We start from the raw sequence: 17,501 nt of genomic DNA, 5'->3' as shown, positions 1-17,501 counted from the left end.
GGGGCGTTCATCAGGCGACCTCTCTGGCGGTGTTGGCGGGGTGTCTGCGGAAGAATTCCTGCGCGGCAGCGACGCCCGAGCCGATATCGGCCATGCACCTCTCGAGCCTGGCCAGCCTCGAAGGCCTCATGACCCCGGTCAGGCTGCCGGGATGACCGATGCGGAACACCTTGCCCGCCACCTCGCCCAGGGCCACGCCATAGGTGTTGGCGGCGCGGCGCACGATCGCGGGGGCGTCGAAGCCCTTGGGCAGCTTCGTCGGGCCGGGAACGATGGTCGGGGCCCGAAGGCTCATGACGCAGACTTCCGGTTGGGGGGTACGGGCCGGTATCATTGCAGGTATCGGTCGAGCACGCGGGCGACGTGGATCGCCTCGCGCGCGGCGCCGTCGTGGATCTGGTGGCGGCAGCTGGTGCCGTCGGCCACGATCAGCGCATCCGGGGCAGCCTCGCGCACCGCCGGAAGCAGCGCCGCCTCGCCCATCTTCATCGAGACCTCGTAATTCTCGGCGGCGTAGCCGAAGGCCCCAGACATGCCGCAGCACGAGCTCTCGATCATCCGCACGTCGAGGCCGGGAACCCCGCGCAGAACGGTCTCGACCACGCCCATGGCACCGAAGGCCTTCTGGTGGCAGTGGCCGTGCACGTGCACCACCTGTCCGCCCGCGTCGCCCACGGGCATCACGAGCGTACCGGCGGCGATGTCCTCGGCCAGCAATTCCTCGAATATCAGCGCCTTGCCTGCCATGAAGCCGGTCTCGGAACCGGGCAGCAGCGCGGTCATCTCGTCGCGGAAGGTGAACATGCACGAGGGCTCGAGCCCCACGACCCGCGCGCCTGCCTCGACGAAGGGCTTGAGCGCGCCCAGAGTGCGGCGCAGCTCGGCGCGGGCCTCGTCGGTCTGGCCCGATGCGAGGTAGGTCCGCCCGCAGCACATCGGGCGGCTGCTGCCCTCGACCACCACGCGATGCAGCCGGTAGCCGGCCTTGAGCAGCACGCGCTCAGCGGCCTCGAGGTTCTCGGACTCGAAGTAGCGGTTGAAGGTGTCGCCGAAGAGCACGATGTCGCGCCCGTCGCCCTTCACGTCGCGCAGGTTGGCGGGCGCGCGGTCCTCGGCCCAGGGCTTGCGCCACTGCGGCAGGGTGCGTTTCGCCGAGAATCCCAGCCATTGCTCGGACAGCTTGGCGATGAACGGCACCTTGTCGCGCAGGTTGACCAGCGGCGCAAAGCGCGAAGCCAGCGCCGCGTAGCGCGGCATGTGGGCGATAAGCTTCTCGCGCAGCGGCAGGCCGTGGCGCTTGTGGTAATGGTGCAGGACCTCGATCTTCATCCGCGCCATGTCGACGCCGGTCGGGCAGTCGCGCTTGCAGCCCTTGCACGAGACGCAGAGATCCAAGGTCTCCTTCATCTCGGTCGAGGTAAAGGCGTCCTCGCCCAGCTGGCCCGAGATCGCGAGCCGCAGGGTGTTGGCCCGGCCGCGGGTCAGGTGCTGCTCGTCGCGGGTGGCGCGGTAGGACGGGCACATGGTCCCGCCCGAGAGCTTCCGGCAGGTGCCGTTGTTGTTGCACATCTCGACCGCGCCGCCGAAGCCGCCCCAGTCCGACCAGTCGAGCGCGGGCTCGGCGGGAAGACTGGTCTTGTAGCCGGGCTTGAAGCGCATCAGGTCGCGGTCGTCCATCCGCAGCGGGCGCACGATCTTGCCGGGGTTCAGGCGGTTCTCGGGGTCGAAGCTGTCCTTCACCGTCTCGAAGGCGCGGGTGAGCTCGCTGCCGAACATCGGCTCGACGTATTCCGAGCGCGAGATGCCGTCGCCGTGCTCGCCCGAGAACGAGCCCTTGTACTTGCGCACGAGCTCGGCGGCCTCCTCGGCGATGGCGCGCATGGTCTTCGCACCTTCCTCGGTCTTCATGTTGAGGATCGGCCTCACGTGCAGGCAGCCGACCGAGGCGTGGGCGTACCACGTCCCCCGCGTGCCGTGGCGGGTGAAGAGGTCGGTGATGCCGTCGGTGTAGTCGGCGAGATGCTCGAGCGGGACGGCGCAATCCTCGATGAAGGAGACGGGTTTCCCCTCACTCTTCATCGACATCATGATGTTGAGGCAGGCCTCGCGCACGCCCCAGACCGCCTTCTGCCGGTGCGGCTCGACCACCTCTACCACCGCATCGGGGTGGCCGTGATCGGCCATGCACTGCTCGAGACGCTTGAGGTCCATCTTCAGCGCGTCCAGGTCGTCGCCCGCGAATTCGCAGAGCAGCAGACAGTTGGGCGTACCCTTGGTGATGTCGCCGATGGTGCGCACGAAGGCGGGGATGTCGGCGCCCATGACGAGCACGTTGTTGTCCACCAGCTCGACCGCGACCGGGCCGAGCGCCACGAGATGCTGCGTCGTCTCCATTGCCGAGCGGAAGTCGGGGAAATGGCAGACGCCCATCACCCGGTGCTTGGGGAGTTGCGAAAGCTTCAGCGTGATCGCGGTGCTGACCGCCAGCGTGCCTTCGGAGCCCACCAGCAGGCGCGAGAGGTTGGGCTGCGCGGGCAGCAGCTCGTCGAGGTTGTAGCCGCCGACGCGGCGCTGGACCTTGGGGAAGATCTCCTCGATGCGGTCGCGGTGGGTGTCGGCGAGTGCGGTGAGGCTGCTCATGATCTCGCGCATCCGGGGCGAGGCATTCTCGGACCAGGGCGCGGCATCCAGCCGGAAGGTGTCGCCGTCGTGCAGCAGGCCCTCCATGGCGAGCACGTTGTCCACGGTCTTGCCGAAGCGCAGCGAACGGGCGCCGGAGGAGTTGTTGCCGCACATGCCGCCGATGGTGCAGCGCGAGGCGGTCGAGGGCTCGACCGGGAAGAACAGCCCATCCTGCCGCAGCCGGTCGTTGAGCGTGTTCAGCACCATCCCGGGACGGACGGTGACGGTGCGCGCGGCCGGATCGTAGTCCATCAGGTCGTTGAAATGCCGCGACATGTCGAGGATCAGCCCGCGCCCGATGGGCTGGCCGTTCTGCGAGGTGCCGCCGCCGCGGGCGATGACCGGCACGCCGTGCTCGGCCGCGATCTGCAGCGCCGCGGCGATGTCGTCGGCGGACTTGGGATAGGCCACGCCCGTGGGCATGATCTGGTAGATCGAGGCATCGGTGGAATAGCGGCCCCGGGCGAAGGCACCGAAATCCGTGCCCCCCTCCATCGCCGCCGAGAGGGCCTTCTCGAAGGCCTGCGACCGGGCCACCGCGCGGGCGGCGGGGGTGGTGCGCTGAGGCATGGGTGCGTTCATGGTGTGGCCTCCTGGAGAGCGGGCGTGAGAGGGGCGGGTCCGGGCCGGCATGGGCCCGGACGGCAGGGAATTCAGGCAGGACGCGCGTGGCGCGAGCGTGGGCTCAGCTGGTTTCGGGTTGCGCGTTGCCCGGACCGTCCGAGGGCGGCCGGCGGAGCTTCCCCCAGATGCCGTAAACCAGCGACAGGGCCGAGAGCAGCAGGAGCGTGCCGGCGATCGGCCGGGTGACAAGGGCCATCATGTCGTAGTCGGCGAGGATGAGTCCCTGGCGCAGGCTGACCTCGGCTATGGGACCCAGCACCAACCCGATGATGAAGCTCGCCACCGGCAGGCCGTAGCTCTTGAGGAAGAAGCCCACGCCGCCGAAGACCAGCATCACCGCCACGTCTGACACGTTGTTGTTGAGCGCGAAGACCCCGGTCATGCAGAGCACCACGATGGCGGGTCCCACGAGCTGGTAAGGCGCCTTGAGCACGACCGCAAAGAGCCTCGCCGCCCGCAGACCGAAGACCAGCATCAGGATATTGGCGAGCAGCATCCCGATGAACACCGAATAGACGAGGTCCGAGTTGTTCTGCATCAGCATCGGCCCCGGCACGATGCCGTGGATGGTGAGGCCGCCGATCATCACCGCGGTGGTGGCCGAGCCGGGGATCCCCAGCGCCAGCAGCGGGATCATCGAGCCGCCGACGGCGGAGTTGTTGCCTGCCTCGGGGGCCGCGATGCCTTCGGGCGAGCCCTTGCCGAAGAGCTCCGGCCGCTTGGACCAGCGGAAGGCCTCGGAGTAGCTGATGAACGCCGCGGTGGTGGCGCCGACGCCGGGCAGGGCACCGATGACGGTGCCGATGACCGACGAGCGCAGCAGGGTGACCTTGGTGGCGAGGAACTCCGCCAGGCTCGGCAGCTGGGTCGAGACCTGCGCCATCTGCTCGCCCTTGGGCGGGCCGTCGGCGAAGCGTTGCAGCACCTCGGCCAGCGCGAAGATCCCGATGATGGCGGCGATGAAGCTCACGCCGGTCAGCAGCATCATGTTGCCGAAGGTGAATCGCGCGACGCCGGTCAGCGGGTCGAGCCCGATGAGCGCCACGGCCAGCCCCAGGAGGCCCGCGATCAGCCCCTTGATGAGCGAGCCGCCCCCGATGGAGGCAATCGCGGTGATGCCGAGCACGGCGAGTGCGAAGTATTCCGCCGGGCCGAACTCGAGCGCGAGCCGCGCCAGCGGGGGCGCCGCGAACATCAGCACCAGAGTGCCGAAGATGCCGCCCACCGCCGAGGCCGCCAGCGCGATCCCCAGCGCCTTGCCGGCCTCGCCGCGCTTGGCCATCGGGTAGCCGTCGAGCGAGGTGCAGGCCGCCTCGGGCGAGCCGGGGGTGTTGAACAGGATCGCCGAGATCGAGCCGCCAAAGGTCGAGCCCACGTAGACCCCGCCCAGCAGCAGCATGCCCTCGGTCGGGTCGAAAGCGAAGGTGAAGGGGATGAGCAGCGCGACCCCCACGATGCCGGTGAGCCCGGGGACGGCGCCGAAGACGATGCCCCAGACCACGCTGAAGATGATCAGCAGGAAGCTCATGGGGTTGCCGACCATGTACCCGGCGGCGGAAACGAATGCATCAAGCATGGTATTCTCCCGTGCTGGGGCTCAGAAGAGCGCCTGGCTGAGCTCGTAGAAGATCCCGCTGCCACGGGGCAGCGACAGCGACAGCCCGTAGCTGAAGAAGGCCGCGAGCAGGATGGTGAAGACCGGCGCGAAGACCAGCTTCGCAAGGGTGTTCCGGTAGGGCAGGATCCACGATCCGACCCATAGGAAGATCATCGTGGCGAGCAGGAAACCGATATATTGCAGGGCGATGAAGTACCCCACGATCAGCGCGCCGGTGAGCACGAGCCGCAGGTAGTAGCCGTCGGGCGTGTAGGCCTCGATGACCTCGTCTTCCGAGCGCGGCCCGCCCGAGGGCGCGGCGATGAGCCCCGCGACCTTCTGCGCGAGATGCACAGCGCAGCAGAGCGCCAGCGCACCGAACACCAGCTTAGGCCAGAGATCGGAATCCACCTGCTCGTAGCGCCTGGACACCGGCAGCGCGTCGGCGGTGAACCAGAGTGCCACCGAGGCGATGGTCATGGCCGCGAAAACGACCACTTCGGACAGTTTGTGTAGCATTGCGCCAGCCCCTCCCACGGCTGGGGCGTGCCTCTGCGAGAGGCACGCCGCGCCGGCCGGTCAGTAACCGAGCTGGTTCATGATCTGGGAATAGGTCTCGATTTCCTTGTCGAGGAAGGTCTGGAACTCCTCCGGCCCCATGAACTCCGAGCGGTACTGCAGTGCGCTCTCGGCCTCGACCTTCTTGTAGCCCTCGTCGGCGGCGGCGTCGCGGAACAGCGAGACCAGCGTCTCGAGTTCGGCAGCGTCGGTGTCTGGCTTGATGCCGAACCCGCGCCAGCGGCCTAGGGTCACGTCGTAGCCCAGTTCCTTGGCGGTGGGCACGTCAGGCAGTTCCGCCAGCCGCTCGTCCGAGAACAGCACGAGCGGGATCAGGTCGCCGGACTCGATCAGGCCGCGGGTGGGACCGTATTCCTCGTACATCAGGTCGAGGTGGCCGCCGAGCGTGTTCGAGACCATCTCTGCCGCGCCGAAGGGCACGGTGGCCAGCTCGGTCCCGGCCTTCTCGTTGAAGAGCCCGATCAGTGCGTCGTCGAACCCGGCCGAGCCGGTGACGCCGACCTTGAGCCCGCCCGGGCTTGCCGCCTCGGCGGCGAGCACGTCGTCGAGCGACTTCAGCTCGCTGTCCTTGGAGACCAGCAGCAGGCCCTGGTCGTACTGGATGCGCACCAGCGGCAGGACCTGCGTCAGGTCGATCCGCCCGAGCGCGTGGTTGATCACGTCATCGGGGCTGAGCGACACCAGCGTGTAGCCGTTTGCGGGGCGCTGCAGGAAGGTGACATAGGCCGGGACACCGCCGCCGCCGGCGATCGAGATCGGCACGAAGCTCTGGCCGGTGGCCTCCTGCATCGGTTCGGCGATGGCGCGGATGAAGCGGTCGGTGCCGCCGCCGGGGCCGTACTGGTGAATGACCTCGACGGTGCGCGAGGGGTAATCCGCGGCAAGGGCCGGGGCTGCGGTCAGTACCGCTGCCGCAACGGCCACGGCCGCGCGCAGGTGATGTCGTGCCAGTTGGGTCATGTGGTCTCTCCTCCCTGGATGAACGGGACGGCGCGGCACCTCCATGCCGAAAGCCTCCCATATCCGGCGGCTGCTCTCCGCCGGATATGCGGTGCCCGGCATCGCGGGCACGCCGGGCAAGCCGTCACTCGGCCGCGATCGTCTCGAAGCGGGTCTGCTCCAGCTCTGCCATCGCGGCGGCGACACCGCCCTCCTTGTGGGGGACGCCGGATTTCCTCAGGCCAAGCTCGACCCCGGTGAGCGTGCCCGCAAGCGTCAGGTCATTGATGTCACCGAGGTGGCCGATGCGGAAGACCCTGTCGGCAACCTTGGACAGACCGTTGCCCAGAGAGATGTCGTAATGGCGCAGAGCGGTTGCGCGGAAGGCATCCGCGCTGTGCCCCTCAGGCATGAGCACGGCGGTCAGCACGCCGCTTTCCTGTCCCTGCTGCCGGCAGAGCACCTCGAGTCCCCAGTGCCGTACGGCGGTGCGGGCCGCCGCCCCGTGCCGCTGGTGACGGGCGAAGACGTTGTCGAGCCCTTCCTCGTGCAGCATCGAGATGGCCTCGTTCAGGCCGTAGAGCATGTTGGTGCCGGGGGTGTAGGGGAAATAGCCGGTCGGGTTGATCGCCGCCATCTCGCGCCAGTCCCAGTAGGAACGGCGCATGCCGCCGGTCTTGGAATGCTCGAAGGCCTTCTCGCTCACCGCGTTGAAGGACAGGCCCGGCGGCAGCATCAGCCCCTTCTGCGAGCCCGACACCGCCACGTCCACACCCCATTCGTCGAAACGGAAGTCGATGGAGGCCAGACCCGAGATCGTGTCGACCATCAGCAGGGCAGGGTGCCCGGCGGCGTCGATCGCCTGCCGCACCTGCGCGATGGGCGAGACCGAACCGGTCGAGGTCTCGTTATGGACCACGCAGACCGCCTTGATCTTGTGCTCGCTGTCCTCGCGCAGGCGGGTCTCGATCCGGTCGGGATCTGCGCCGCCGCGCCAGTCGCCCTCGATGAACTCGGCCTCGACGCCCAGCTTCGAGGCCATCTTCTTCCACAGCGTGGCGAAATGGCCGGTCTCGTACATCAGCACCTGGTCGCCCTCGGACAGCACGTTCACCAGCGCGGCCTCCCACGCGCCGGTGCCCGAGGAGGGGTAGATGAAGACGTGCTGGTCGGTCTTGAAGATCGTCTTCATGCCGTCCAGCGCCTTGCGCCCCACCTCGGCGAACTCCGGCCCGCGGTGGTCCATCGTCTGCGCGGAAATCGCTCTCAGTACCCGATCCGGAACGGGGCTCGGCCCGGGGATCTGAAGGAAATGGCGTCCTGCCCTGTGTGTCATCTCTGTTCCTCCCTTGCGCCACAGCCGGAGACATCCCCGCGTCGGCAATTATGAATTATGAATGCAGTTTGAGCGGACATGTGTCAACAGCTAAGATGACCTGCGGGATTTTGGCTGGTATAACAGGGAAAAGGTTACGGCTTGTCGTGCGACATAAAAATGAATAATTATGAATGCACAGCGGGATGGGTTTGCGCCTGTTCGTGGGGGCCAGAGATTCACAATAGGTGACCAGAGATGACGACCGCTCTTTCGACACAGCCCGCCTTCCGCAGGAAATCGCTGCACGAGGAACTGACCGACGCGATTCGCGAGCAGATCGTGAACGGCGATCTCGCTGCCGGGATCCGCGTGCCGGAAAAGGATCTCTGCACCTTCTACGGCGTGTCCCGCACCCCGCTGCGCGAGGCGCTGAAGGTGCTGGCGACCGAAGGGCTTCTGTCGCTCGAGCCCAACCGCGGCGCCTGGGTGAGCCGCATCACCACCGAGGATCTGGACGAGGTCTTCCCGGTGATGGGGGCGCTCGAGGCGCTGTCCGGAGAGCTTGCCTGCAAGCACATCACCGATGACGAGATCGGCCGCATCCGGGTGCTGCACCGCCAGATGGTGAAGCATTACGAGAAGCGCGAGCTCGCGAAGTATTTCGAGGTCAACCAGCGGATCCACGAGGCCATCCTCGAGGCCGCCCGCAACGAGACGCTTGCCATCCAGTACCGCTCGCTCGCCGCGCGTGTGCGCCGGGCCCGCTACGTGGCCAACATGACGCAGGACCGCTGGGCGCAGGCCACGGACGAGCACGAGCAGATCATGGAATGCCTCGAGACCCGCGACGGCGAACGGCTGTCGGTGGTGCTGAAGATGCACCTCGAGCACAAGCTCGAGACCGTGCGGCAGTGGCTCATCGACAACCAGAGCCCGTCCGACGCCTGACCGCCTGACCGCCTGCACGGCAGCCGGTTGCTGCGACCAACCGTTCCGATCATTGGCCGCGTGACGCGCTGAGGCCCAGGCACGGCGCGAGACGCCAAGACCTGGCGTCAGACGCGCAGGTGCGGGAGCCTGAGCCCTTGCATTCGCTCCGAAAAATCGCGTATCGGGCAGGGCGCAGGCCCCGGTGTTTCCATTTTGCCCGTGAAGCGGGCGTTCGAAACACCTTCGGGCGAGTCCTGCGACGGCGATTGCCCGGTTTCCGAGATCCGACTCACCCTGACCTGACGGGCCGACCCCGCGCCGGCGCGCGCCGGCATGTCCGTGTCGTGGTAATACCGACGAGCTGTCGCATGGGTTCTATGTTGACGGGCCCTGCTCGTGGATACCGCAGAGATTGTGGGGAAGACCCCAGGAATACCCGCTAAGGCAGAGCGCTTTCGGGAGTGCCCCGAGAGCCCCCGCGCCGGTCAGGCGGGTCCTGTGGACGTGGGCGGCAGACCTGCCGCGCACCGTGTTTCCCATGAGCCATAACTGCGAGGCCCGGCGTACCGGGCACGATCCCGAGGGAACGTCCTCGTCCCAACACAGGAGCGGCATTCTTGACCAATGAAGCGACCACAGACCAAACCAACCTGTCCGGGGCGCCCGAAGCCCCGCCGGAAGGCCTCATCGACACAGAGTACACGGTCGGACAGGACAACATCGAAGGCAACGTCGGACCCTTCGGCTTTGACGTTCACAACCCTGTTTTCCTGATCTCCGCCCTCGCGGTCATCGCCTTCGTGGTCTTCACCATCGCGCTTCCGGACCTCGCGGGCAGCCTCTTCAGCGCCACCTTCTCGGAAGTCACGCAGGGCTTCGACTGGTTCTTCCTCGGCGCCGCGGACATCTTCGTCCTGCTCTGCCTCGTGCTCGTCGTCAGCCCCTACGGCAAGATCCGCCTCGGCGGTCGCGACGCCACCCCCGACTTCGGCTACGCCAGCTGGTTCTCGATGCTCTTCGCGGCCGGTATGGGCATTGGCCTCATGTTCTACGGCGTCTCCGAGCCGCTGAGCCATTTCTCCTCGTCGCTGGGCGGCGCCGCCATCGGCGACGGCGGCATGCGCACAGACTGGGCCCCGCTCGGCGCCGCCAACTCCGAGGCCGAGGCGATCCGGCTCGGCATGGCGGCCTCGATTTTCCACTGGGCGCTGCACCCCTGGGCGATCTACGCCATCCTCGCGCTGAGCCTCGCGCTCTTCAGCTACAACAAGGGCCTGCCGCTGACCATCCGCTCGGCCTTCTACCCGATCTTCGGCGAGCGCGTCTGGGGCTGGCCCGGCCACATCATCGACATCCTCGCGGTCTTCGCGACGCTGTTCGGCCTCGCCACCTCGCTCGGTCTCGGCGCGGCGCAGGCAAATGCCGGCTTCAACAAACTCTTCGGCATGCCGGTCAGCAACACCTCGCAGATCATCCTGATCATCGTGATCACCTCGATCGCGCTCTTCTCGGTGATGCGGGGCCTCGAGGCGGGCGTGAAGCTACTCTCCGAGATCAACATGGGCCTCGCCTGCCTGCTGCTGCTCTTCGTGCTGCTGGCCGGCCCGACGATGCTGCTGTTGACCGACACCTGGGACTTCCTGCTGGCCTACCTCGAGTACCTCCCGGCGCTGTCGAACCCGGTGGGCCGGGAGGACGTCAACTTTGCCCAGGGCTGGACGGCGTTCTACTGGGCCTGGTGGATCTCCTGGTCGCCGTTCGTGGGCATGTTCATCGCCCGCGTCAGCCGTGGCCGCACCGTGCGCGAGTTCATCGTGAGCGTGCTGCTGGTGCCCTCGTTGGTCTGCGTGCTCTGGATGTCGGTGTTCGGCGGCTCGGCGATCAACCAGGTGGTCCGCGACGGCTACACCGCCGCCAAGGACGCCGAGCTTCCGCTGCAGCTGTTCTCGATGCTCGACGCGCTGCCGCTCACCTCGATCACCTCGATGATCGGCATCGTGCTGGTGATCGTCTTCTTCGTGACCTCGTCCGACTCCGGCTCGCTGGTGATCGACACCATCGCCGCCGGTGGCAAGGTCGATGCGCCGGTGCCGCAGCGGGTGTTCTGGTGCCTGTTCGAAGGCGTGGTGGCGATCGTGCTGCTGCTGTCCTCGGGCGGTCTGAAGTCGCTGCAATCCATGGTCATCTCGACGGGCCTTCCGTTCACCGTGGTGCTCTTGCTGATGTGCGTCGCGATCTGGCGCGGACTGGCAAGCGAGCCGCGCTAAGGCGCGGCCTTCGGACAGACACCGACCTGAAACACGCGGCGGCCCCCGGAAAAGGGGCCGCCTTTTTCATGGGCGGTGATCTCGTCGTGTGAGACGTCAGGTGCCGCAGTCGGCCTTTGCTTCTGCGTCGCACGCTTCGGTCCAGCGGCTTGCATAAAGCGCCAGCCTGTGCGCGCTCCCTGAAGCGCGACTCACATTACCAGCGACGGTAGGGGCGTCGTCCCATTTCCTCCATCACCTTTTCACGGAAGACCTCGGCCGGGGACCTCCATCCAAGGGGTTTTCGAGGCGTTTTCTGAGCGCAACACTGCCTTTTTGCACAACTCGGCTGAGGGATTCATCTTGTGAATCCAGTGTGGTAGCTGAGTGGCATGAGCAGTAGGGCCCCTACGAAGTACAAGACCACGAACTGGTCGGCTTACAATGACGCGTTGAAGCTGCGCGGATCGCTGACGATCTGGTTTGATCCTGAAATGACATGGCGAGCGCCGCCGACCGGAAAACGCGGGCTACACCGCGCTCGGACTACCCGTCACTGTCCCCGTAGGACAACTCCAGCCCTGGAAAGGGGAAGACCGGCCCTCAGCCGATTTGTGCGACGAGGCCCTCCTGGCTGATAAGCCGTATCTCCAAAAGCGGTTTAGTGATTGGATGTCGCTGCAGCTACCTCGTCTCTGACATCGATTTCAACAATCTGCAGAGGCACCGACAATGACCAACTTTCGCACCCTTTTCCTGGCCGGAAGCGTGGCGCTCGGCACCATGATGGCGCTGCCCGCCACAGCCGTCGCTGACGTTCACAGTATCGTCCTGGTCCATGGCGGAAATGTGGACGGGAGCACCTGGCGAGGGGTCTACGAGCGGCTGATCGCCCGGAATTACGACGGTACCGTCACGCAACTTCCGATGACCTCCATCGAGGACGATGTCGCGGCGGTCCGGCGAAGCCTGGACGTCCAGGACGGACCAGTGCTGCTCGTTGGGCATTCCTACGGCGGCGGCGTCATCACCGAAGCCGGCGTCGATCCGGACGTCAAAGGCTTCGTCTACGTCACTGCATTCATGCCTGATATCGGCGAAAGCGGCGGGGCGTTGTTGCAGCACTCTGTCTGCGAAGGACTCACATCGTGAATCCATGCGCTTAGACAGGGTACAAGAGCAAGCCTGCAGCCGCCCGCTAGCGCGCGACGAACTGGTCGAGCTACACGGCTTCGTTTCGCAATCGCGGGTCGCTACTGATCTGGCTGGACAAGGAGTTGACTTGGCTCGCGGCGCATGACGGCAACCCTGTCCGCCCCGCGTTGTTCTCGGATGCGGCGATCTCAACACCGGCCACCACAACGGCTCCGAATGGCGGGCCGAGGGGCTCTTCGATATTGCCCGAGCGGCTTGGTTCGAGGTCCATGGCGGGCCCGAAGACACGCCCACCACCCGTCCGAGCTTCATCGCCCGCTTCCCCGAGCGCGCGATGAAGCTCGACTGGTTCCTCTCCCGCGGCCTGACGCTGGAGACGGTCGAGATCCGGCCCTCGCCGGCTCCCGATGGCACCCCGCTGTCGGATCACGACGCCATCATGGCCCGCGTCGAGGCGATCGGCCAGGCGCTCAGCGGATCGTCCAGCCGCCGTCCACCACCAGCGTCGAGCCGGTGCAGAAGGTGGCATCGTCGCTTGCCAGGAAGAGGATCGCCCGGGCGATTTCTTCCGGGCGGCCGAGGCGGCCCATGACCTGCCGGTCCTCGAGCCCCTTGCGCAGCGCTGCCGCGTCCTGGGACTTGGCGAAGATCTCGGTGAAATAGGGGGTTTCGATGGTGCCCGGCGCGACGCAGTTCACCCGGATCATGTCGTCGGCGTGGTCGATGGCCATGGCGCGGGTCAGCGCCGCCACCGCGCCCTTGGACGCCGTGTAGGCCGCGCGGTTGGCGATGCCCACGATGGCGCCGCCCGAGGCGGTGTTGACGATGATGCCGCCGCCCTGCGCCGCGAAGATCGGCACTGCGTGCTTGCAGCCGAGGAACACACCGCGCACGTTGACGGCAAACAGCGCGTCCCAGTCTTCGACCGAGGTGTCGGCCACGGTGCCGGCAAAGCCGTAGCCGGCGTTGTTGACGAGGATGTCGAGCCGTCCGTGGCGGGATTTTACCCCGTCGAGCAACGCCTTGACCTGATCCTCCTGCGAGACGTCGACCGCCACCGCCTCGGCAGCGGCCCCATCGGCGGCCAGCTCGAGCGCCACCTTCGCGGCGGCGTCGGCGTCCCGGTCGGCGACGACCACGTGGGCGCCCTCGGCGGCAAAGAGCTTCGCGGTCTCGTGCCCGATCCCGGAGGCCGAGCCCGTCACCACGGCGATTTTCCCGGCAAGTCTCATCGTTCAGTCCTTTCAGATGTCAGTGGGGCGTCCAGCCAGTCGGTCACGATCGCGACGAAGGCATCGGTGCGCGAGGCTGGGTAGAAATGGCCGCCGTCGGGCAGCATCCGCAGCGCGGCACCGGGCAGGTGGCGGGCGAGTTCTTCCTGCAGGAAGGCGGGCACGATCATGTCGTCCTGCGCGCCGATGATGGTGGTCTCGGCGGTCACCGCGCCGATCTGGTCGCTGCCGTCGAAATCGAGCAGCGCCCGGATGCGCTCGGCCACGATGGCCTGCGTCCCGGGGTCCGCGGGCGGGTTGGCGGTGGCGCGTTCGTACTTGTCCCAGTTGCTCTCGAGCCAGCCCGGCGCGTAGGAGAGCAGCGCGGCGCTCTCGGCATAGGCCCTGGGATCGCGGTGCAGCAACCCGAGGCGGAATTCGAAAAGCGCGGTCAGGTAGTTGCCGGGCTTCAGCCACGCGGCGCTGAGCGCCAGGCGCTCGACCCGCTCGGGCGCTGTTGCGGCGATGGTCTGCACGATGCAGCCGCCGGTCGAGTGGCCGAGGAAGGCGGCGCGGGTCAGTTCCAGCGCGTCGCAGATCGTCAGCACGTCCCTGGCCAACTGCGCAATGTTCACCGGGGCGCTGCCGCGGGTGGAGCCGGCGATGCCGCGCTGGTCGAAGGTGATGAATTCGAACCGGTCCTGCAGCCGCGCGATCACCGGGTCCCAGAACCCCGCCGTCCCGCCCAGCCCGCTGACCAGCACCACCGGCGCGCCGCTGCCCTGACGGCGTACCTTCAAGACCGCGCCGTCGCCGGTTTCGACCGTGAGCGAGGTCATTGCAGCGGCGAGAAGCTGGTGGGTGTGAGGATCCGGGTGTTCTGGGTCTGCAGCAGCCCGTCGACCCGCGCGAGGTAGTCGGACCATTCCGGGTCCGCAAGCATCGCCGCCCGCATCTCGGCCCGCTGGTCGAGGCTCTCGTAACTCCAGAGTGCGACGACGTGGTTCAGCTCGCCGATCTCGGTGGTGAAGTAGCCGATGAAGGTGCCGAGATACTTCTTCTGAATCTCGACACCGTAGTCGCGATAGAGCCCGACGAAGGTGTTCAGCTTGCCGGGTTTGATCGCGTAGTCGCGTTCCTCGTAGATCATGGTGGCTCCGGTGTTCGGCGTGAGTGGTGGCGTGGGTGGGGACGGTCCCGGCGAAAATTGCCGGGACCGGGCAGGCAGGGGCGTCAGCCGTAGATCAGCTTGGGCATCCAGGTCGCGAGCGCGGGGAACAGGATGACCAGCGCCAGGACGATCAGCTGGCAGCAGATGAAGGGAATGACGCCCCAGTACATCTGCTTCAGCGTCATTGTAGGCGGCGCGATGGCGCGCAGGTAGAAGATCGACGGTGCCATCGGCGGGGTCAGGTAGCTGGTCTGCAGCGTGATCAGGAACACGATGGAGAACCACAGCAGGTCGACGTTGTAGGAATTGAGGATCGGCACCGAGATCGAGGTCATGATGAGCACGATCGAGGTCAGCTCCACCGCGAAGCCCAGCACGAAGGTGATGATCAGGATCAGCGCGATCACGCCCCCGGCCTCGAAGCCGAAGCTGTCGAGGAAGCTGCGGATGGCCATCATGCCGCCCGAGGCGAAGAGCACGCCCGAGAACATCACGCCTGCCAGCACGATGGCGAGGATCATCGCCGTCAGCGACACGGTCTGCAGCGACGCCGCGAGCAGCATCCTGAACGTCAGGCGGCGGTAGAAGGCGGCCAGCACCAGCACCCCGAAGGAGCCGCAGGCGGCGGCCTCGGTCGGCGTCGCGAGTCCGCTGAAGAGCGTGCCCAGCACCAGCGCGATCAGCACCACCGGCGGCACCAGCGCCTTGAGCGTGAAGGTGATCTTCTCGCCGAGCGTGTGGGTGTCTGGATCGGTGTCGCGCGGCGCAAGCTCGGGCTTCAGCGTGGCCGAGAGGATGATGTAAAGCGAGAACATCGCCGCCATCATCAGGCCCGGCACGAGGATCCCCGCCATCAGGTCGCCCACGGGCAGCGTCATGATCGGCGCCAGCACGATCACCGGGATCGACGGCGGGATCACCGTGCCCAGCGAGCCGCCGGCGCAGATCGTGCCAGCTACCAGAGAGTTGTCGTACTTGCGCTTGAGCATGCCGGGGATCGCCAGCATCCCCACCAGTGTCTCGGTGGCGCCCACGACGCCCGAGGCGGCGGCGAAGATCGTGCACATCACCAGCGCGGCGACGGCGAGGCCCCCGGGCAGGCGTCGGGTCCACATGTAGATGGCGTCGAACAGGCGCTCGGCGATGCCCGCGCGCTCGAGGATTGCGCCCATGAAGATGAAGAGCGGGATGGCGCCCAGCACGTAGTTCGAGGCGACCTCGTCCACGCGCTGCGCGAACTGGCGGAAGACGATATCCTCGAAGCGGATGAAGCCGAAGATCGCGGCCACCAGCATCATCGAGAAGGCGATCGGAATGCCGAGCGCGATCAGCACGATCAGCGCCGGGAACATCAGAAGGACGGCGTCTCCCATCACGCGGCCCCCGCCTTTTCGTCGACGGTCGCGTCGGGGTGGCTGGGCGGCTTGCCGCCCGAAAGCACCAGCAGCGCCTCGAGGAACCGCCCGAAGACCTGCAGCGAGAACAGCGCGAAGCCCACGGTGTAGACCAGCCGGAACGGCCAGACCTTGGGGTTCCACGCCGACAGCCCCGAGCCCTCGCCGGTGCGGTAGGTGCGGGCCACGCCCTCGCCCAGCGTGATGGTGAGCCAGACCAGCAGCACGGTCAAGCCGCCGAAGGCCATCACCTCGATCACCGCGTTGACGCGGGCGGGCAGCAGGGAGGGCAGGATGTCGACGTTCACGTGGGCGTCGTTGCGCAGGCAGTAGGACAGGCCCAGCGTGAAGATCGTGCCCATGAGCATGTAGCTGATCTCGAACGCCCACTGGGTTGGCGCGGAGAAGACGTAGCGGCTGACGACCTCGTAGACCATGGCGAAGACGAGCGGCACGAGCAGGAGCGCCGCGATCCGTCCGGACCAGAGCGATATGGTTTCGATGATGGAGATGAGTGTCCTCAAGGCGGGCTCCTCGGGTCCGGGGCAGATCGTCGTTGGGTGTTCACCCGTTACGGCGCGAGCGGGTGCGCGGGCGGGGCGAACGGAAACATCCGGCGGGCGGGCGCCGGGGACGGTGGGGCGATCCGGACGCGGCGGGAGGTGCCGCGCCCGGGGTCAGGACTTAGCGGGAGCCCGGCGCGAAGCGGAACTCGGAGAGGCCCGAGAGACCTTCGAGGAAGGCGGACTGGTCCTCGTAGACCTTCTTGAACCACTCGTTCGAGGCGGATTGCTCGACGGCCCATTCGTTCGACGCGGCGGTGGCGGCTTCGACGAGGCTCTGGTCGATCTTCACCATCTCGACGGGGGACTCGGTCTTCAACGTCTCGAAGGCGGCAAGGTCCATCTCGGCATAGCCGAGGTAGGTGTCGAGCATGGTCAGGCGGCCGGCGATCTCCATGAGCTTCTGGTCGCTCTCGGGGATCTTGTTCCAGGCGGTCTCGTTGAAGATGCAGTCATGCACGGCCGCACGCGAGTGCACGCCGGGCATCATCATGTAGGGTGCGATCTTGTCGAAGCCTTCCTGCAGGTTGCCGCCCGGGCCACCCCATTCGATGGCGTCCACCACCTGGCGCTCGAGCGCCGAGAACACCTCGGAGCCGGGCAGGGTGACGGTCGAGACGCCGAGCTTCGGCGCGATCTCGGCCCAGGCCGAGGAGGTGCGCAGTTTGAGGCCCTGCAGATCCTCGGGCGTCTGCACCTTCTTGTGCGAATGCATGAAGACCTCGGTCTCGGTCACGCCACACGGGATGGCGACCACGTCGAACACGTCGGCGCGCCACTCTTTCCACAGCTCGAGCCCGTTCCCGTTATACATCCACATCATGTATTCTTCCGGGGTCGGGCCGCCCGGCCAGCCGCCGAAGAGTGCGCTGGTGCGGTCCACCGACCAGTCGTAGCCGCCCCAGGCGTGGCCCATGTCGGCGATGCCCATCTGCACCGTCTCGGTGACGTCGAGCGCAGGGCCGAGCGCGCCGGCGGGGAAGACGTTGATCTTGACGCGGCCCTCGGTCAGGTCCTCGACGTTCTTGGCGTAGCTTTTGGCGCCGATCTCGAGCCAGTGGCCGCCGGCCCACGGCGTGGCCATGCTCAGCT

Annotated in this window: 15 protein-coding genes and 2 pseudogenes; 5 read left to right on the top strand and 12 right to left on the bottom strand. The window is 66.9% G+C overall.

Annotated elements, in window-relative coordinates:
• Positions 1-10: 10 nt before the first annotated feature.
• The 6 genes from HC022_RS01340 to HC022_RS01315 form a co-directional block, all read right to left on the bottom strand.
• A complete protein-coding gene (locus tag HC022_RS01340) occupies positions 11-295 on the bottom strand; it encodes a hypothetical protein (RefSeq protein ID WP_175583403.1) in 285 nt (94 codons plus the stop codon).
• A gap of 35 nt (positions 296-330) precedes the next feature.
• On the bottom strand, positions 331-3,264 hold the full coding sequence (locus HC022_RS01335; protein WP_167451051.1) for an FAD-binding and (Fe-S)-binding domain-containing protein: 2,934 nt from the start codon (positions 3,262-3,264) through the stop codon (positions 331-333).
• 103 nt (positions 3,265-3,367) lie between these two features.
• Complete coding sequence (locus HC022_RS01330) at positions 3,368-4,882, bottom strand: tripartite tricarboxylate transporter permease (RefSeq protein ID WP_167451050.1); 1,515 nt, start codon at positions 4,880-4,882, stop codon at positions 3,368-3,370.
• Positions 4,883-4,903: 21 nt separating this feature from the next.
• Positions 4,904-5,422: a tripartite tricarboxylate transporter TctB family protein gene (locus HC022_RS01325; protein ID WP_008887476.1), complete on the bottom strand. Its 519-nt coding sequence runs from the start codon at positions 5,420-5,422 to the stop codon at positions 4,904-4,906.
• 60 nt (positions 5,423-5,482) lie between these two features.
• Positions 5,483-6,442: a tripartite tricarboxylate transporter substrate binding protein gene (locus tag HC022_RS01320; protein ID WP_167451049.1), complete on the bottom strand. Its 960-nt coding sequence runs from the start codon at positions 6,440-6,442 to the stop codon at positions 5,483-5,485.
• Between the two features lie 124 nt (positions 6,443-6,566).
• On the bottom strand, positions 6,567-7,757 hold the full coding sequence (locus HC022_RS01315; protein WP_167451048.1) for an alanine--glyoxylate aminotransferase family protein: 1,191 nt from the start codon (positions 7,755-7,757) through the stop codon (positions 6,567-6,569).
• Between the two features lie 237 nt (positions 7,758-7,994).
• Here HC022_RS01315 and HC022_RS01310 point away from each other — a divergent pair, with 237 nt between their 5' ends.
• From HC022_RS01310 to HC022_RS01290, 5 genes and pseudogenes are all read left to right on the top strand, one after another.
• Positions 7,995-8,687, top strand: coding sequence for a GntR family transcriptional regulator (locus tag HC022_RS01310; RefSeq protein WP_008887533.1), 693 nt, complete (start codon positions 7,995-7,997; stop codon positions 8,685-8,687).
• Positions 8,688-9,286: 599 nt separating this feature from the next.
• The gene (locus tag HC022_RS01305) at positions 9,287-10,936 is read left to right on the top strand and encodes a BCCT family transporter (protein WP_175583402.1); all 1,650 of its coding nucleotides are present in this window, start codon (positions 9,287-9,289) and stop codon (positions 10,934-10,936) included.
• A gap of 371 nt (positions 10,937-11,307) precedes the next feature.
• Positions 11,308-11,445: pseudogene (locus HC022_RS01300) on the top strand (IS5/IS1182 family transposase); the annotation flags it as partial.
• 202 nt (positions 11,446-11,647) lie between these two features.
• Positions 11,648-12,067: an alpha/beta fold hydrolase gene (locus HC022_RS01295; protein WP_167451047.1), complete on the top strand. Its 420-nt coding sequence runs from the start codon at positions 11,648-11,650 to the stop codon at positions 12,065-12,067.
• A 26-nt stretch (positions 12,068-12,093) separates the two neighbouring features.
• Positions 12,094-12,258: pseudogene (locus tag HC022_RS01290) on the top strand (IS5/IS1182 family transposase); the annotation flags it as partial.
• A 282-nt stretch (positions 12,259-12,540) separates the two neighbouring features.
• Here HC022_RS01290 and HC022_RS01285 read toward each other — a convergent pair.
• The 6 genes from HC022_RS01285 to dctP form a co-directional block, all read right to left on the bottom strand.
• Positions 12,541-13,302 carry an SDR family oxidoreductase gene (locus HC022_RS01285; RefSeq protein WP_167451046.1) on the bottom strand — a complete coding sequence of 254 codons (762 nt, stop codon included), beginning with the start codon at positions 13,300-13,302 and terminating at the stop codon, positions 12,541-12,543.
• Positions 13,299-14,120: an alpha/beta fold hydrolase gene (locus HC022_RS01280; RefSeq protein WP_167451045.1), complete on the bottom strand. Its 822-nt coding sequence runs from the start codon at positions 14,118-14,120 to the stop codon at positions 13,299-13,301. Before HC022_RS01280 ends, HC022_RS01285 begins: the two co-directional genes overlap by 4 nt.
• Entirely contained in the window at positions 14,117-14,431 is a 315-nt protein-coding gene (locus HC022_RS01275; RefSeq protein WP_167451044.1) for an NIPSNAP family protein, read from the bottom strand. The genes HC022_RS01280 and HC022_RS01275 overlap by 4 nt, the downstream gene beginning before the upstream one ends.
• 83 nt (positions 14,432-14,514) lie before the next feature.
• Positions 14,515-15,825 (bottom strand): TRAP transporter large permease subunit, encoded by a 1,311-nt coding sequence (locus HC022_RS01270; RefSeq protein WP_167451043.1) that lies wholly within the window; start codon positions 15,823-15,825, stop codon positions 14,515-14,517.
• The gene (locus HC022_RS01265; RefSeq protein ID WP_167451042.1) at positions 15,825-16,370 is read right to left on the bottom strand and encodes a TRAP transporter small permease subunit; all 546 of its coding nucleotides are present in this window, start codon (positions 16,368-16,370) and stop codon (positions 15,825-15,827) included. The genes HC022_RS01270 and HC022_RS01265 overlap by 1 nt, the downstream gene beginning before the upstream one ends.
• 160 nt (positions 16,371-16,530) lie before the next feature.
• A partial coding sequence (dctP, locus tag HC022_RS01260; RefSeq protein ID WP_167451041.1) for a TRAP transporter substrate-binding protein DctP occupies positions 16,531-17,501 on the bottom strand: 971 nt, incomplete at its 5' end.

Source organism: Salipiger sp. HF18 (genome assembly GCF_011806505.1).
GTDB lineage: Bacteria > Pseudomonadota > Alphaproteobacteria > Rhodobacterales > Rhodobacteraceae > Salipiger > Salipiger thiooxidans.
This window is presented reverse-complemented; position numbering and strand designations above follow the sequence as displayed.

Coding starts and splice junctions, on each gene's coding strand:
- HC022_RS01270 (WP_167451043.1), bottom strand. CDS start 15,825: ATGGGAGACGCCGTCCTTCTGATGTTCCCGGCGCTGATCGTGCTGATC.
- HC022_RS01330 (WP_167451050.1), bottom strand. CDS start 4,882: ATGCTTGATGCATTCGTTTCCGCCGCCGGGTACATGGTCGGCAACCCC.
- HC022_RS01285 (WP_167451046.1), bottom strand. CDS start 13,302: ATGAGACTTGCCGGGAAAATCGCCGTGGTGACGGGCTCGGCCTCCGGG.
- HC022_RS01340 (WP_175583403.1), bottom strand. CDS start 295: ATGAGCCTTCGGGCCCCGACCATCGTTCCCGGCCCGACGAAGCTGCCC.
- HC022_RS01295 (WP_167451047.1), top strand. CDS start 11,648: ATGACCAACTTTCGCACCCTTTTCCTGGCCGGAAGCGTGGCGCTCGGC.
- HC022_RS01275 (WP_167451044.1), bottom strand. CDS start 14,431: ATGATCTACGAGGAACGCGACTACGCGATCAAACCCGGCAAGCTGAAC.
- HC022_RS01320 (WP_167451049.1), bottom strand. CDS start 6,442: ATGACCCAACTGGCACGACATCACCTGCGCGCGGCCGTGGCCGTTGCG.
- HC022_RS01310 (WP_008887533.1), top strand. CDS start 7,995: ATGACGACCGCTCTTTCGACACAGCCCGCCTTCCGCAGGAAATCGCTG.
- HC022_RS01325 (WP_008887476.1), bottom strand. CDS start 5,422: ATGCTACACAAACTGTCCGAAGTGGTCGTTTTCGCGGCCATGACCATC.
- HC022_RS01335 (WP_167451051.1), bottom strand. CDS start 3,264: ATGAACGCACCCATGCCTCAGCGCACCACCCCCGCCGCCCGCGCGGTG.
- HC022_RS01280 (WP_167451045.1), bottom strand. CDS start 14,120: ATGACCTCGCTCACGGTCGAAACCGGCGACGGCGCGGTCTTGAAGGTA.
- HC022_RS01315 (WP_167451048.1), bottom strand. CDS start 7,757: ATGACACACAGGGCAGGACGCCATTTCCTTCAGATCCCCGGGCCGAGC.